A 15216-nucleotide genomic window follows, 5' to 3' on the forward strand; every position below is an offset into this window, starting at 1 on the left:
AACCCTTTTATAAAGAGTCATATTATCGATATAAAAATTTTGAAGGTTTGGAAACTTATTTTTATAATAATATTTTGAAGACAGAGCAAAATGAAGAGCTACAATATATGGCATTATCGATGTTGAATCGTATGAAAGCAATTAGCTTAAAAGGATGATTGACAACGAAATGAATACAGGCACAAGCACAATGTTTACACATACAGGTGGAGATTATCGAATCGATTGAGACTATTTCAATCGATGATATTCAATTAAATCGTATGTGTGGCATCCCCATCGATTATGCGATGGAAGCGAGTATACAAACGGCTGAACCATTCGTACGAATGGCTTTCATTTAATTAGAGGAAAGTATGTTATTTGTTTGCATGAATAATTATAATATGGTCGCTTGAAAGATGTTGAATCTGTTCATGAACAGTTATAGCGTTGTCACAAAGCATTTATCGTCAATCGCAATCATGTGGAATCCTTAGATGACAAAAAACGCATCGTTTATTTGAAAAATGGGAAACGTGTTTAACATCAGCACGATTAATAAAAGGGCTGAAAAACTAAAGAGGTTGCTATAAACCATCATCAAGTGAATGTTAAACAGGTAACTTTTTTGCACTCTTTTTTTATTTGCGATACGCTCATCATAAGGAGGGGATGTAATGGAAATCATTGTGAGTATCATTCAAGGGATTTTAGTGTTGGCCTTTTTGTTTTTCGGTTATCAAATTTTAACAGCGGAATCGATGAAGAAAGTGTTTCAGGCGTTTGGTTATTCGGACGGGTTTCGCATTTTTACGGCACTCGCCCAATGGGTTGCAGCTATTTTGTTAATTGTCGGTTTTTGGGAGCCATTCATGGGGAAAATCGGAGCCGGCATTCTCGCTGTCATTATGATCGGGGCAATCGGCTCGCATATGAAAGTGAAGCATCCGATTCAAGCGTCGACGAATGCTTTCGTCTTTCTCGTCTTAAGCCTCGTCGTGTTACTATTCATCTAAGACAATCGCCATTCTTACATCGAGTAGGAATGGCGATTTTTTTAAATGAGGTGAATCTGTTGAGGGAGTTCGATGCGAATCGTTCCACGTGAAGCGATATATTCGCGTAAAGCGTCAATCGCATGAATGGTTAAGTTTTGACGGTTCGTTCCGTACTTTTCTGGCACGCCTTGGACGGTGACGAATGCAACATTATATTGTTTGTCACGCTCAATCTGTTCACCGTTCACGAAAAGTTGTTGAATGCGAAACGGATAGGCATTTTCCACTTTGAAATAGAGGGTGATGCCGAGCATCCGTTTTAAATAGCCGCCTTTTTGTTCGAGCGGATCGCTTGCGAACGTAGCGTGGATATTTTCTTCTAACATCTCCCATATATCTTGTCCGGTTAAAGTGGCAGTCGAGACAGGTGGATTCGTCGGGATGATTTCGTATAGTTGTTCGAGTGTGATCGGACCCGCTTCAATCGGTGCGCCGTATCGCCAACCGTTAGAAAAGGCGATCGTTGCCCTAGCAGCTTCTGCGATCGCTTCAAGCAATACTGTATCCATCGTCGTTTCGAGTTGGGCGTTCCGATGTAACGGCAGTTCTGTCGTTCCGATCACTTGTTGTAATGGTTGTTCGAATGGCGCCATTGCTTCCTCAACGAGCGCTTTCGTTTCGGCATGTTCTGGAATGCCCGCTTCAGCTTCGAGCAATTCATGCGTATAATGAACGATTTTACCTCGTTCGACCGTCACCGTTAATTTTCCAAGAAACGAGCCGTGGCAACCGGATTGGATGAGTAGTGTATCGTTCACAGTAGCGGGTTCCGTTAATCGGTTATGCGTATGTCCGCTTAATATAATGTCAATGTCATCGAATGATTCGGCAAGTTTTGTCTCTTGTGGAAAGCCGAGATGGGACAAAATGACGATGAGTTCTGCTCCGCGTTCTTTCAAGTCGTCGATGTCTTTTTGGAGATGCTCATCCCCGTTCGTAAAATAAACGCCTTCTGAAAAAGAAGCAGGCATCGTTTTGGCGATAATCGGTGATGCGATGCCGATGATTCCGATCATCGTGTCACCGATGGGAAGGAGAAGAGAGGGAGGAAAAAGCAGTTCGTCCGTCTCTTTTTGAAAGCAATTATTCGCTAAAAATGGATAGTTTAGTTGTTGAACGAGCTGTTGTAAATGTTCGGGTCCGTAGGCGAAATCCCAATGACCCGTCATCGCATCAAATCCGAGTTCGTTCAAAATCGGGATGAGCGATTCACCTTTCGTTTTGACGACAGGATACGTTCCGTGAAACGTATCTCCATTATCGAATAACACGACATGTTCTTCTTCCGCTCGAATGCGGTCGATCATCGTCTTCAGCCTCGCATATCCTCCAACTTGTCGAAACGTCTCTTTTCCATCTTGTAAAAACCATTCAGGATGTTCATGTAAATATCCGTGGACATCATTTAGTTGTAAAAAAGTCATCGTTGTCATAGCACATTCTCCTTTCAAGTAATCTAAGTGTAAAAATAGGATGTGAAGGGATGATGATTGTTGCATTTGTACCTCTTATGAAAGGGAATGAAACGTTTTTTGAAAATAAGTATCGTGAGTATTCAGAATATAGTATACTATTCGTATGTTATTTTGAAGGAGGACGTTACATTGAAAATTCAACAAGCGAAACGAATGTCTATTTTTGAACCATCCATTTTTTCGCGTTTAAGTGAAGTGACAGAAAAGAGAAAAAAGGATGGAGGTTCTGTCATTGATTTAAGTTTAGGAAGCCCCGATTTACCACCTGCCTCATTCGTGCGTGAACGTCTTTCGAAGACGAGTGCAGATTCGAGTCGCTACGGCTATACGATGTCAGGAACAGCGCGTTTTTATGAAGCGGTCGCGCGTTATTATAAAAGACGGGACGGCGTCGAATTAGATCCTGAGACGGAAATTTTGCAGACGATGGGTTCTCAAGAAGGACTCGTCCATTTACCGCTCGCTTTTTGTGATGAGGGAGATATTGTCTTGACGACGAATCCTGCCTATGTCGCATACGATGTGGGCATTCGTTTAGCAGGAGCGGAACCGTATGACATGCCATTATTGAAGGAACATCAATTTTTACCGCAGTTTGAGGCGATACCAGAAGAGATCGCGAAACGTGCGAAGTTGATGATTTTAAATTTGCCGGGAAATCCTGTCCCAGCAACTCCTACGAAGGAATTTTTTGAAGCGGCCGTCGCTTTTGCGAAAAAGTATCATATTTTAATTTTGCATGATGCGGCGTATTCGGAATTTTATTATACGGATGAACCATTCCCGAGCTTTTTAGCGACAGAAGGAGCGAAAGAAGTCGGATTGGAGACGAATTCATTATCGAAAAGCTTTAGCTTAGCTGGAGCACGGATCGCTTACTTCGTCGGAAACCGAGAAGCGATCCGCATTTTAAAAGAATTGAAATCGAATTTAGACTACGGGGTATTCGAACCGATTCAAGAAGCGGCCGTTTCTGCATTGGACCGAGCGGAAGAAATTACTGTGCCGCTCCGTGAAGTATTTAAAGAACGTCACCATGTTTTAAAAGAAGGGCTCGAACAATTAGGCTGGGACGTCGCGGATTCAGAAGGGGGCATGTTCGTTTGGGCGAAGTATCCGTTTGAACTCGATGATGAAATATTTGCGATTCAAGCAATCGAAAAAGTCGGTGTCGTCATGGTACCTGGAAGTTCATTCGGTGCGGAAGGCGAAGGGTACGTCCGCATTGCACTCGTCCAACCTGTAGAGAAATTACGAGAAGCGGTTCAACGTTTGACGAAATTAAAATAAAGGGGAGAGCATCATGCCGTGGATGCCATTTTTCATTTACGCGGTCGTGTCGAGTTTCACACCAGGACCGAACAATATTATGGCGATGACGTTTGCGAGTCAAACGTCCGTCCGCCGCACATTGCGCTTTTGCGTCGGTGTGTCGGTCGGATTTTTTAGTTTAATCGTCGCAAGTAGTGTATTTGGGGTATTGCTTGCGACATGGGTTCCGAAAATGGAATGGGGAATGAAAATTGTCGGAGCAATCTATTTAATCTATTTAGCGTATCAAGTGTGGAAAAGTACAGGAAGCGAACAAAATACCGAACAAATCGAAGCGAACAATCGCTTTTTCACCGGAGTCGTCATGCAGTTTGTGAACCCGAAAGCAATCTTTTATGCAATTACCGTCATGTCTTCGTTCGTCATCCCGTATTACACCTCACCACTTTCTTTATTGTTATTCGCTTGTTTACTCGGTGGAATCGGATTTTTAAGTTCGTTTAGCTGGAGTATGCTCGGTGGGCTATTCCAAACGTGGATTGAGCGAGAAGAGCGACTTTTCAACAATGTTATGGCGCTTTTACTCATATACTGTGCCATTGCCTTATTTTTATAAATCGTGACTATCCTCACGTTAAATGATAAAAAGAGGAAAAGTCTCAAGGGGGAACGCAATGGAACAACAATTGTATAAATTGTTGCGAGAATTGAAGACAGTGACGACGAGGCGAAAACATTCGTATCGGGAGATTCGAAAAGAATAGCGAAGGGCTTGACGAATCAACAGACGTATAAGCTTCTCACCGAGGGGTGAACCCATTCGTCTGAATGATGATGAAAAAATTGTGGAAATAAAAAACGAGAAGACGTGATGTCTCTCGTTTTTTTGCATTTACACCCCTTGGCGATTTCCCCAGACGAGGGTGTGAAGTTGAGGGAGGACGCGCGCATGAATCATCGTGTCACAATTCGTCGCGCGTTCGATGAGCCATTCGTAGCGCTCGAGTAAGTAAGCAGAAGCTGCTCGCTCATCGGATTGTTCCGTCTCGGCATTGCCAGGTTGAATATAGAAAGGGACGTTCGGATAGCGCACGTACAATTGTTTCGCAAACGCATAGTCCGCTTCATCAAAAATGACGATTTTCAAGCTGTAATTCGCAGAGCCAAGCTTGTCGATGAAGCTATCCAGTTTGTCGAAGTCTGTCGTCATCCCGGAACTCGGTGGCTTCGGTGACAATGTAATGTCGTCAATTTCAAGGAGCCAATCTTGCCAAAACGTCGCTTGTGTTTCCACTGCGAGTGAAATGTCGCGTTTTTTCAATAAGGTGACGAGTTCGCCGAGCGCTTTATGAAGCAATGGATTCCCGCCTGATAACGTGACATGTCCTGTGCGGGAGAGTCCGAGACGATCGAGCTCTTCAATGATCGCTTTTGGCGTAAGAAGTGTTGGCTTTTGAGAGCCGTCCCAAGTGAAGGCAGAATCGCACCAAGCGCATGAGTAATCGCAACCGGACGTGCGGACGAACATCGTCTTTTGACCGATGACCATCCCTTCCCCTTGAATCGTCGGTCCGAATATTTCGAGTACGGGAATTTTAGCCACGGAAATCACTCGCTTTCGGACGATAACAAATGTAACTCGTCGGTGTTTCACGCACGAATACTTGGAGGCAACGCGCGCCGTTCGGTTTATCATCTAATTTTTGCTGCACCGCTTGCCAAATGTATGCTGCGACACGTTCTGTCGTCGGATACATGTTTGTAAAGGCAGGGTGATCGTTCATTACCGTATGATCGAATGCGCCATGAATCGCTCGTTTTAATTCCTTAAAGTCGATTAAAAAGCCGACTTCATCCAGTTCATCACCTGCGATTGTCACATTGACGAAATACGTATGCCCGTGCATATTCGCACAAACTCCCGCCGCTTCATGTGGAATGAAATGCGCTGCAGCAAAATGCATATCTTTATTTAATTCATAGCGAAAGTCGTGAGCGACAGAAGGGTAAATTTGTTGAATCATGCTTCTGCCTCCTTTTCGCGTAAATATTGTTCCAATCCTTCTTGACGCAATACACAAGAAGGGCATGTGCCACATCCGTCTGCGGGAATACCTTCATAACAAGTGAGCGTGTGTTCTCGGACGTAATCGAGTGCGCCGAGTTCATCGCTTAAGCGCCAAACACCCGCTTTGTCTAGCCACATTAACGGCGTATGGAAAACAAAATTCGCATCCATCGCTAAATTGACGGTGACATTTAACGCTTTCATAAAATCGTCACGACAATCGGGATATCCGCTAAAGTCCGTTTCGCTCACACCTGTAATGATGTGGCGTGCTCCAACAGAGTACGCATAAACGGCAGCGAATGAGAAAAATAAATGGTTGCGGCCTGGAACGAAGGTGTTCGGCAATCCGTCCTCTCGTTTTGCAATCGGAATGTTCGCTTTCGTTAAAGCATTCGGGGACAACTCGTTCATGACGTGCATCGGCATGACGTAAAAAGGAACACCTCTGTCTTTTGCGATCGCTTCGGCATGTTGTAATTCGGCTTTGTGACGTTGCCCGTAGTCGAAGCTAATCGTATACACTTCTTGAAAGTGTTCCAATGCCCAAAAGAGGCATGTCGTACTGTCTTGACCGCCGCTAAATACGACGACCGCTTTTTCTTCATGTAATTTCATAATCGTTCATCTCCTTAGTTTTTTATAGAGGGATTTCGCGAACCTCTAATGTTTCTGTATGCGAAACATTATGAAGTATAGCATACATGGGAATGAGAAAAAAGAGCGCACATTCCCGACTTTGTCATGAGGGGTGAATTGTGAAATGAATATTTTTATGTCACGGAAGAAATGTTGACTCCATCACTCGAATAAAAATAATATTTGCATGAAGTTTTCATGAAAAGCAAGTACACTAGAACGAGACATGAAAAGAAAGTGTGGTGGCAAATGTGAAGAAATGGATGATAGCGCTCGGAGCGGTTCTTTTTTTAGTTGTTTTAACGGCTTGTCAGTCCGATCCACTTGCGGAAATCGAGGACGGACGTTCGAAAGCACCTGAAGGGTTCATTTACGGGGAAGTGTTAGAAATCAATGACCGTGACTTGCAAGTAGAAGTCGAAGAAGCGGTGACGGGATACGAATTTGAACCGGGTGACGTTATTAAAGTACAGACACATAATATCGATTTAAGTGTGTATGAAAGCATCCGCCCAGAAGATTACATCGAAATTCACTACAATGGTGAAGCAAAAGGCGAGTCACAAAAACAAGTGAGCGCTGACACGATTATCATTTGGGAAAAATAATATAAAGAGTAGCCGATATCGTAGAGAGGAGGAGTTTCTAAAATTCCTACTTCACAATGATATCGGCTATTTTTTATCGTGAAAATAATAACGGAAGCAAAACGGTAGACAAAATATACCCCCTCTAGTATATTTGTAAATGAAGTTACTTTGAAGTGACAATGTGAAGGAGGAATTATTTATGGAAACGATGAAACAATTAGGTAAATTCGGTAAATTAACGCCAGCGACAGCGGAAGCATTTCAAGGGTGGAACGCGGTTGCATTTAAAGACGGTGCACTCTCACAGAAAACGAAGGAATTAATGGCGATCGCTTGTGCCGCAACGACAGGTTGTGACTACTGCTTAGACGTTCACGGTAAAAGCGCAAAACGAGCGGGAGCAACAGAAACAGAAGTAGCAGAAGCGCTCATGATCGCAACCGCAGGGAAAGCAGGCGCAGCATTTGCACATGCAGCGAACGCATTCCAAGCCTTTAATGACGCAGAAGACGATGAGTTATTCAAAAAATCGTACTTATCACACGTACCAGGCTTGAAAGAATTAGCGCCGGACGACTTCGGTGCATTTTTCAACTTCACGATGAAAGCGACAGCAAAAGGCGAACTTGACGTGAAAGAAAAAGAATTGATCTCAACAGCAGTCGCATTAATTACAGGATGCCCATACTGCATCGACTCACACGTGAAAAACGCGAAAAAAGCAGGCGCAACGAAAGAAGAATTAGCAGAAACAGTATTCATCGCAAGCGCATTAAATGCAGGTAGCGCATTCACAAAAAGCGTTACACCTTTAAAAACATTCGATTAATTAAATATATAACCATGTTCTCTAATAAGGGAGCATGGTTTTTGTTGTTAGAGGACGAAATAATTAGTTAAATGAGCATAATTGATTGTTAAAAGAATAATATTATGTTTGACATAATAAAAAACGCCCCTTATATTGAGTTAGAAAGCGTTTACAAAAATAAGGGGGAAAACTAATGAGAGAAATGTTAGAAACAAAAGGAGTGCGTGTCACAGACGCAGAATGGGAGCAATTGCATCGTCAGTGGGAAGTCATTGAAGCATTAAAAAACAATTTTCAACACGTTACATTAAATGAAGCGGATATTGCGTTAACGTATGAGCCAGGAGGTGAGTGCGATGAGATTAAGTGAACAATCTTTATACGTTCTCGCTGAACAAATTCGTACGCAAAAAATATCGCCGGTGGAATTAGTGGAAGATGTTTTTCAACAAATTGAAGAAAAAGAACAACAGCATAATGCCTACATCGATATTCAAAAAGATCGCGCGATTCATTTAGCAAAAGAAGCGGAGCGTGAAATTTCAGAAGGAAAGTATCGTGGTCCTTTACACGGTATTCCAATCGGGATTAAAGATAATATTTACTTCGCGAATGAAACGACGACGATGGGCTCGAAAATTCATCAACATTTCATTCCGACAGAAGATGCGACAGTCGTGAAAAAATTAAGAGAAGCAGGGGCTGTGTTTTTAGGCAAATTGAACATGCATGAATACGCATGGGGGGCGACGAATGATAATCCATTTTATGGCGCATGTCGCAATCCGCATGACACAACGAAAATATCGGGGGGCTCCAGTGGCGGATCAGGTGTCGCGATTGCGACGAATATGGCGATCGGTGCGCTTGGAACAGACACTGGTGGGTCTATTCGTATACCTGCAGCCTTTTGTGGAATATTCGGTTTGAAGCCGACGCACGGTCTAGTCAGTAAAGCAAATTGTTTCCCGCTCGCTTGGTCATTAGATCATGTCGGGCCGATGACGAAAACGGCTATAGATAGCGCGCTCATGTTGGATGTGTTAGCAGGATACGATGCGAAAGATCCGACTTCTATTCAATGTGTACAGCCAGCATCTTATGCAGGAGAAGTGGATATTTCACTAGAAAACTTGGGGATTGGTGTCAATGAATCGTATTTTTTCAATCAAGTGGATGACGAAGTTGCAAAACGTGTACGAGAAGTGATTCAATTGTTTGAAGATTCAGGTGCAACCATTGTAGAAGTAGATGTACCTGCGTTAGCTCATGTCGAATATGCTGAAATGATTACGATTACGTCAGAAGCGAGCGCCATTCATCATGACGATTTAATTGAGCGAGAAGAAGATTTTGGGGAAGATGTTCGATTTTTATTGAAGCTCGGGGAATTGCCATCAGCGGTTGATTATTTACGAGCACAACAAATTCGCCAGCAACTAGATATACAGTTTCAACATATGTTCCAACAAGTAGACGTATTATTCACACCGACAATTCCGTTTGTAGCACCATCTATCGGTTCACATACGGCAACGATTAATGGAGAAGAGGTCTCGTTATTAGATCATATCATTCGCTTTACAGGACCGTTTAATTTAACAGGTTTACCTGTTGCAAGTGTGCCAGTAGGTTTCGCACATGATTTACCAGTCGGAATGCAAATTATTGGCCCAGCATTCGAAGATAAACGTGTTTTAGATGTTGCGCGTTTATATGAATTGCTTGTATAGTTTTTGTCTAAAAGTAGGGAATTAATTGTTAGATCATTTAGACGATTGGACATTGACTTGTCGAATGCCATAGACAGTCAATATAAGAAACATTGTAAGCGCTATCAATAAAGATTGGCACAGTCCTTGCATATCTTATATCGGCATATGAAAGGGCATGAGCTTTCATACGAAGATTCAAGCGCATGAAGACTTGGGGGAGTCGATTGCTCTTGAATCTTTACTTTTTTATAAAACGAGGGGGATACTGTATGGTTAGTATTTTGGGGTTAATCGGGAGTTTGGCATTATTAATTTATTTGACGATGCGAGGCATTAATATTATTATTGCCGCTGTCGGATCAGCTGTTATTTTAGCATTAACGGGGAGACTCAATTTAATTGATGCATTAACAGAAGATTATATGACAGGATTTACAGGTTTTTTTAAATCGTGGTTTTTAATCTTTTTACTCGGAGCCATTTTCGGAAAAGTGATGGAAGATACGAAAGGGGCACAAGCGATTGCCGAATGGTTTAAACACCGCGTCGGCAATAAAGGAGCAGCATTAGCCGTCGTTGCAGCGGCAGCGGTGATGACGTACGGGGGCGTGAGCGTTTATATTGTAGCGTTTTGTATTTATCCCATTGCGGTCTCATTATTCGAAAGCGCCAATATTCCTCACCGCTTTATTCCAGCGGCTCTCGTCTTCGGTTCGATTTCGTTCACGATGACGTCACCAGGATCACCGGAAATTCAAAACTTAATTCCGACTGAATATTTCGGTACGACGCCGACAGCAGGAGGCTGGATTGGGGTCGTCGGGGCATTGATGATTATGGTTCTTGGTGGAATTGCGTTCCAAATGATGGTGAATCGTGCAGTGCGCAACGGTGAAATGTTCCAATTGCCGTATGAACGAACGGAGCCGGTCGTACAAAATGATGCGAAGTTACCGTCGATTATTATTGCGATTTTACCTTTAGTGACCGTCGTCACGGTGTTGAACGTGCTTGCGAAATTTATCGCGACACAACATGCGGTTATTGTCGCATTGTTTGCCGGTAGTGTTATCGCATGGTTGCTCATGTACCGAAATGTGAAAGAACATATGAAGATTTTGTCGATCAGTGTGGAGAACGCTCTACTCGCGATTGCAAATACGAGTGCGGTCGTCGGATTCGGAGCGGTCGCTTCCAAAGTTCCCGCATTTACGTCAATCGTCGATGGCTTGACGAATATGCCTGGTTTAGAATATGCAGGACTCGCGATTGCCGTGACGATTATTGCCGGGATTACAGGGTCTGCAGCAGGTGGACTCGGCATTGCATTACCACTTTTAGCGCCGATTTATATGGCGCAAGGATTAGATCCAGGCGCGATGCACCGTATTTCGGCATTCGCTTCAGGTGGACTCGATTCTTTACCGCATAACGGATATATCGTCACGACCGTTCAAGGGGTAGCGAAGGAAACGCATAAGGCGGCGTATAAACCGATTCTCGTCTTAAGCGTCATCATTCCTACTATTGTGTTAGCGGTAGTTGTTCTTATGTACACGATCTTTTAATAAAGACGAGCGTCCTCATAACGAGAGGAACGCTCGTTTTCTCTTTTTGAACGTGATAAACTGAACGAGAAAGGAGTGAGCGAATGAAAAAATGGATCATCGCTAGTATTTTTCTAGTCGTCGCTTCACTCAGTTTAGCGTTTACGTGGAACAATGCGACGTATTATGACAAACCGATTGTTAAAGTACAAGAAGTGACCGTCGTAGAAGAAGAGACGATTGTCGATTCGTATCGCAATGAAGACCATCTCGTCACGCAACAAATTGTCGGCGAATGGCAAAACGGTAAAAAGAAAGGGAAGCAAGTGGAATGGACGCATATCGCCTCGCGTTCTGGCGCTGCGGACTTTTTGTTGAAAGAAAGGATGCACGTCTTTATGGAGCGTCATCAAGGAGAATGGATGGCCGTTCAAGTGAAGCGGGATCATGTCGTCGTGTTAGCGATGTTCGGTTTTATCGGGTTCTTGCTGCTTGTCGGTGGCAAGCAAGGGATGTTTTCACTCATCAGTTTTGGGGTGAATGTTTTGCTCTTATACGGGGCGATTCATCTGTATGTGCAGACGAATAACGTGTCATTAATTGCGCTCGCCATCATGTTAGCGATTTGTTTCGTCGTCGTTTCGCTCGTTAGCGTGAGTGGGTTGTCGCCGAAAACATATGTGGCGATTGTGACGAGTCTCGTCGCGACATTCGTCTCGCTCGGTGTCGTATTGCTCATTTTTGCGTGGACGAATGAGCGAGGGCTGAATTATGAAGAGATGCAATTTTTAAGTCGTCCGTACCGTACGGTATTTATCGCAGGGCTCATCATCGGTTCACTCGGAGCGGTGATGGACGTGGCGATGACGATGGCGTCTACTTTATTTGAACTCGCCGAACAACCGAATGCTACACTCGCTCGTTTAAAGGGAGCGGGGGAAGAAGTCGGACGCGATATTATGGGGACGATTACGAGCATTTTATTTTTCGCTTATATGAGCGGATCGGTCCCTGTCATGTTGCTCTATGTCATGAATGATGTGCCGTTAAATTATACGTTTTCGATGAATTTATCCCTGGAATTTGCGCGGGCGCTTGCAGGTAGTATCGGCATTGTACTAGCGATTCCAATTAGTCTTCATATGACGCTTCGTTACTTGACGCGGAAGAAGGTGATCACATGAGTGCACTCGTATTGATGAGTATTGTGTTGTTCGCTTTAATGACTTATGTCGGCAAGTGGCAAGGAGTGCGTGCTTTTATCGCATTCTTCTTAAACTTCGGCGCCCTCATCGTCTTATTATTTTTCCTCGTCAATCCAGACGTACCGATTATTTTAGTGACGGCTTTACTCGTCGTTGTCGTCGGCGTAATCAATTTATTTTTCATCAACGGTGTTCATGAAAAGACGAAAATCGCCTTCGCTTCGACATTGCTAACAGCTCTTCTCATTTTTGGCTGGATTACGTGGTTGAATGAGATGGGGAGTATTCAAGGATTCGGGGAAGAAGAGATGGACGAACTGACGATTTTTTCTTTACTTGTCGGGTTAGATTTTGTCAAAATTGGTGCGGCGGTCATCGTTATGAGTACAATCGGGGCAATCATGGATGTCGCGATCTCCATCGTGACGGCGCTCTATGAACTAGCCAAATACGACCGAGCCATCACACGACGTGAACTATTCGCTTCAGGCATACGAATCGGTCGCGACATTTTAGGAACGGATACGAATACATTATTTTTCGCCTTTTTCGGCGGCTATTTAGCGCTTTTACTCTGGTTCAAAGACCTCTCCTACACATTCGGAGAAATGATCAATTCAAAAGTATTTAGCGCAGAAATGGTAACGATCTTTTCAGCGGGCATGGCGATCGCACTCGTCATTCCGATTACGACAATATTAACCGTATGGCGTGTTAAAAAAAGCGACCTCTCTTCTTGAGGTCGCTTTTTTAGTCGAGGTATTCTCGTTCTTCAATATGGAATTGTTGAATTTGGTTGTACAACCATGTGCGGCTAATGCCGAGGAGGCGACTAGCGCGGGCTTTGTTGCCGTTTGCCTCTCGCAATGCTTGAATGATGGTTGCGCGTTCTGCTTCACGCTTTGTCGCTTCGTAACGGTTGTGAATGGGCATGTCTTGTTGAGCAGGTGTCACTTGCTCCGGTAAATGGTGGAGATCGATGTAATATTCGGCGTGGATTGTCGTTAAGTTCGCCGCGCGTTCTAACATATTGTACAATTCACGGACATTCCCGGGCCAATCATATGTGAGCAGTCGGGCTAAGGCAGGGTGTGTAATACCTTGAATGCGAAAGCCTGAACGGTTTAAGTCGCGAATGATCTCCTCGACGATGCTCGGCAAATCTTCCATCCGTTCGCGTAACGGTGGGATGTGAATCGGCATAATGTGTAAACGATAATATAAATCTTCTCTAAACTTCCCTTGTTGAATCAAACTCGGTAAATCACGATTCGTTGCGGCGATAATTTTCGTGTCAAGTTGAATCGTCTGATGGCTGCCGAGCGGTTCAAATTCTTTTTCTTGTAACACTCGTAGCAATTTCGTTTGAAGCGGGTACGGCATATCGCCAATTTCGTCTAAAAACAGTGTTCCATTTTGGGCGAGTTCAAATTTCCCTTTTTTTCCACCTTTTTTCGCCCCTGTAAATGCCCCTTCGGCATAGCCGAATAGCTCTGCTTCTAACAATTCACCTGGAATCGCCGCACAGTTAATTTGAATGAAAGCGCCCGTTTGTTTACTCGAAGCGTGAATGGCGTGAGCAAATAGTTCTTTTCCGGTTCCACTTTCACCGAGCAATAAAACAGTCGAACGACTTTGAGCGACTGCATACGCTTCTCGTTTCATTTTTTGCATCGATTCTGACTCTCCGATAATGTGTGCGAACGTATATTTCGTCCCTTTCATTTCGGTCAATTCTTGTTCGTAGTAGGTCACTTGTTGTTCGAGTTGATTCACTTTTTGAATCGCTTTTTGAAGTTGGGTCAAGCCTTGGTACGTAATTTTACAAATAGCGCCAACGAAATGGTCCCCGTCATGGATCGGTAAAATCGTAATGAGCGATTGTTTTTCTTTAATTAACGTGGGTACGTTTTGAAGACGCACGCCTTTTTGAATGCTTTCTTCCACTTGTAACTCTGGAAATAGCGTCGTAATGTTCTGGTTGAGCACGTCGCGTTCTGTCACGTTAAACAATTGACAAAATCCGTCATTCACCATCGTAATTTGAAATTGTTCATTCACTAAAATAAGTCCGTCATAGGCAAGTTCAACGACTGTGCGCAATTTATGCTCCCATTCTTTTGAAAAATGTAGTTCTTTCGCTGTCTGTTCAAGTTGGGTGACATCTTCTAAGACGATCATCGCTCCGATCAGTTCGTCGTGTTGGTCGTAGAGCGGATGCCCTTTAGCAAATAAGCTATGTTGATTGATTGTGAGACGGACGGTTAAACTTTGACGTTCGTTTAATACCGATTGCACGACTTCTACGAGCGGAGCATCTTGAGGAAGCTCTCCGAAATGGAAGTAGTCATCTGGCCACCCGAGTAGTTTTTGAACGAAATGATTCATCGAAATCATTTGGCCACGCAAATCGACGGAAAACAAACCGAAGTTTAAATGGTGGAACATGAGTTCAAGTTCAGATTCCATCCGTTCTAAAATTTGATTGTACGCTGCTAAAATTTCCGTCGTCGACATGATGCCGATCGGTTGCTGTTGTTCATTCAATACAGGAGCGTGACCGATTTTTAGGCGCAGTAATTTTTGTCTAACGTCAGGAATCGTTTCCGTCGGTTGCAAGCTGTACGGCTCGTAATTGACGAGCACTTCAATATAACTATCGACAGAACGACCGTCCGCTAATGCTTCAATCAAGCGGTTTTTCGGCAAAATGCCAACGAGTTGACCTGTTTCTTGGACGACCGGTAAAATATGTTGTTTCGTCTTTGCGAATTGAACGAGTGCGTATTGTAGTGTATCCGTCGTTTCTAATGTAGCAAATTGATGTGTCATCACATCTCGAACGAGCATATAC

Annotated in this window: 17 protein-coding genes and 1 riboswitch; of the genes, 12 read left to right on the forward strand and 5 right to left on the reverse strand. The window is 43.6% G+C overall.

Going from position 1 to position 15216, the window contains the following annotated elements; all coding sequences use genetic code 11:
- Positions 1-206: 206 nt before the first annotated feature.
- The 3 genes from IRY55_RS02955 (at position 207) to IRY55_RS02965 (ending at position 998) form a co-directional block, all read left to right on the forward strand.
- Positions 207-344: a hypothetical protein gene (locus IRY55_RS02955; protein WP_194561760.1), complete on the forward strand. Its 138-nt coding sequence runs from the start codon at positions 207-209 to the stop codon at positions 342-344.
- 122 nt (positions 345-466) lie between these two features.
- Entirely contained in the window at positions 467-526 is a 60-nt protein-coding gene (locus IRY55_RS13455) for a hypothetical protein (RefSeq protein ID WP_328799625.1), read from the forward strand.
- A gap of 133 nt (positions 527-659) precedes the next feature.
- Positions 660-998: a DoxX family protein gene (locus tag IRY55_RS02965; protein ID WP_194561761.1), complete on the forward strand. Its 339-nt coding sequence runs from the start codon at positions 660-662 to the stop codon at positions 996-998.
- A gap of 41 nt (positions 999-1039) precedes the next feature.
- Here IRY55_RS02965 and IRY55_RS02970 read toward each other — a convergent pair whose 3' ends face one another.
- Positions 1040-2473, reverse strand: coding sequence for a bifunctional metallophosphatase/5'-nucleotidase (locus tag IRY55_RS02970; RefSeq protein ID WP_194561762.1), 1434 nt, complete (start codon positions 2471-2473; stop codon positions 1040-1042).
- A gap of 171 nt (positions 2474-2644) precedes the next feature.
- Here IRY55_RS02970 and IRY55_RS02975 point away from each other — a divergent pair, with 171 nt between their 5' ends.
- Positions 2645-3805: an aminotransferase class I/II-fold pyridoxal phosphate-dependent enzyme gene (locus IRY55_RS02975; RefSeq protein ID WP_194561763.1), complete on the forward strand. Its 1161-nt coding sequence runs from the start codon at positions 2645-2647 to the stop codon at positions 3803-3805.
- A 13-nt stretch (positions 3806-3818) separates the two neighbouring features.
- Positions 3819-4403: a LysE family translocator gene (locus tag IRY55_RS02980; RefSeq protein WP_194561764.1), complete on the forward strand. Its 585-nt coding sequence runs from the start codon at positions 3819-3821 to the stop codon at positions 4401-4403.
- 276 nt (positions 4404-4679) lie between these two features.
- Here the strand turns inward: IRY55_RS02980 and queE are convergent, their stop codons facing one another.
- Genes queE through queC form a run of 3 tightly spaced genes read right to left on the reverse strand, consistent with a single transcriptional unit; the run spans position 4680 to position 6473 of the window.
- Positions 4680-5390 (reverse strand): 7-carboxy-7-deazaguanine synthase QueE, encoded by a 711-nt coding sequence (queE, locus tag IRY55_RS02985; RefSeq protein WP_194561765.1) that lies wholly within the window; start codon positions 5388-5390, stop codon positions 4680-4682.
- Positions 5383-5811, reverse strand: a complete 429-nt coding sequence (gene queD / locus IRY55_RS02990) for a 6-carboxytetrahydropterin synthase QueD (RefSeq protein WP_194561766.1) — start codon at positions 5809-5811, stop codon at positions 5383-5385. Before queD ends, queE begins: the two co-directional genes overlap by 8 nt.
- Complete coding sequence (gene queC, locus IRY55_RS02995; protein ID WP_194561767.1) at positions 5808-6473, reverse strand: 7-cyano-7-deazaguanine synthase QueC; 666 nt, start codon at positions 6471-6473, stop codon at positions 5808-5810. The genes queD and queC overlap by 4 nt, the downstream gene beginning before the upstream one ends.
- 8 nt (positions 6474-6481) lie before the next feature.
- Positions 6482-6525, reverse strand: a riboswitch (PreQ1 riboswitch).
- A 220-nt stretch (positions 6526-6745) separates the two neighbouring features.
- Between queC and IRY55_RS03000 the strand changes: the two genes are divergently transcribed.
- The 7 genes from IRY55_RS03000 (at position 6746) to IRY55_RS03030 (ending at position 13102) form a co-directional block, all read left to right on the forward strand.
- A complete protein-coding gene (locus IRY55_RS03000; RefSeq protein WP_194561768.1) occupies positions 6746-7102 on the forward strand; it encodes a hypothetical protein in 357 nt (118 codons plus the stop codon).
- A 181-nt stretch (positions 7103-7283) separates the two neighbouring features.
- Positions 7284-7913, forward strand: coding sequence for a carboxymuconolactone decarboxylase family protein (locus tag IRY55_RS03005; protein ID WP_235961004.1), 630 nt, complete (start codon positions 7284-7286; stop codon positions 7911-7913).
- Positions 7914-8088: 175 nt separating this feature from the next.
- Positions 8089-8265, forward strand: a complete 177-nt coding sequence (locus tag IRY55_RS03010; RefSeq protein WP_194561769.1) for a hypothetical protein — start codon at positions 8089-8091, stop codon at positions 8263-8265.
- Positions 8252-9628 (forward strand): amidase, encoded by a 1377-nt coding sequence (locus IRY55_RS03015; protein ID WP_194561770.1) that lies wholly within the window; start codon positions 8252-8254, stop codon positions 9626-9628. Before IRY55_RS03010 ends, IRY55_RS03015 begins: the two co-directional genes overlap by 14 nt.
- Before the next feature lie 251 nt (positions 9629-9879).
- Positions 9880-11178, forward strand: coding sequence for a GntP family permease (locus IRY55_RS03020; RefSeq protein WP_194561771.1), 1299 nt, complete (start codon positions 9880-9882; stop codon positions 11176-11178).
- An 83-nt stretch (positions 11179-11261) separates the two neighbouring features.
- Complete coding sequence (locus IRY55_RS03025) at positions 11262-12341, forward strand: YibE/F family protein (RefSeq protein WP_194561772.1); 1080 nt, start codon at positions 11262-11264, stop codon at positions 12339-12341.
- Positions 12338-13102 (forward strand): YibE/F family protein, encoded by a 765-nt coding sequence (locus tag IRY55_RS03030; RefSeq protein ID WP_194561773.1) that lies wholly within the window; start codon positions 12338-12340, stop codon positions 13100-13102. Before IRY55_RS03025 ends, IRY55_RS03030 begins: the two co-directional genes overlap by 4 nt.
- Positions 13103-13112: 10 nt before the next feature.
- Here IRY55_RS03030 and IRY55_RS03035 read toward each other — a convergent pair whose 3' ends face one another.
- Entirely contained in the window at positions 13113-15212 is a 2100-nt protein-coding gene (locus tag IRY55_RS03035; protein ID WP_194561774.1) for a sigma 54-interacting transcriptional regulator, read from the reverse strand.
- Positions 15213-15216 lie beyond the last annotated feature (4 nt).

This window comes from Savagea serpentis (assembly GCF_015351395.1).
GTDB lineage: Bacteria > Bacillota > Bacilli > Bacillales_A > Planococcaceae > Savagea > Savagea serpentis.

Bases quoted from the DNA above. Each gene is read 5' to 3' on its own strand.
- IRY55_RS02965 (WP_194561761.1), top strand. From the start codon at position 660: ATGGAAATCATTGTGAGTATCATTCAAGGGATTTTAGTGTTGGCCTTT.
- IRY55_RS02970 (WP_194561762.1), bottom strand. From the start codon at position 2,473: ATGACAACGATGACTTTTTTACAACTAAATGATGTCCACGGATATTTA.
- IRY55_RS02980 (WP_194561764.1), top strand. From the start codon at position 3,819: ATGCCGTGGATGCCATTTTTCATTTACGCGGTCGTGTCGAGTTTCACA.
- queD (WP_194561766.1), bottom strand. From the start codon at position 5,811: ATGATTCAACAAATTTACCCTTCTGTCGCTCACGACTTTCGCTATGAA.
- queC (WP_194561767.1), bottom strand. From the start codon at position 6,473: ATGAAATTACATGAAGAAAAAGCGGTCGTCGTATTTAGCGGCGGTCAA.
- IRY55_RS03005 (WP_235961004.1), top strand. From the start codon at position 7,284: ATGGAAACGATGAAACAATTAGGTAAATTCGGTAAATTAACGCCAGCG.
- IRY55_RS03010 (WP_194561769.1), top strand. From the start codon at position 8,089: ATGAGAGAAATGTTAGAAACAAAAGGAGTGCGTGTCACAGACGCAGAA.
- IRY55_RS03015 (WP_194561770.1), top strand. From the start codon at position 8,252: ATGAGATTAAGTGAACAATCTTTATACGTTCTCGCTGAACAAATTCGT.
- IRY55_RS03020 (WP_194561771.1), top strand. From the start codon at position 9,880: ATGGTTAGTATTTTGGGGTTAATCGGGAGTTTGGCATTATTAATTTAT.
- IRY55_RS03025 (WP_194561772.1), top strand. From the start codon at position 11,262: ATGAAAAAATGGATCATCGCTAGTATTTTTCTAGTCGTCGCTTCACTC.
- IRY55_RS03030 (WP_194561773.1), top strand. From the start codon at position 12,338: ATGAGTGCACTCGTATTGATGAGTATTGTGTTGTTCGCTTTAATGACT.
- IRY55_RS03035 (WP_194561774.1), bottom strand. From the start codon at position 15,212: ATGCTCGTTCGAGATGTGATGACACATCAATTTGCTACATTAGAAACG.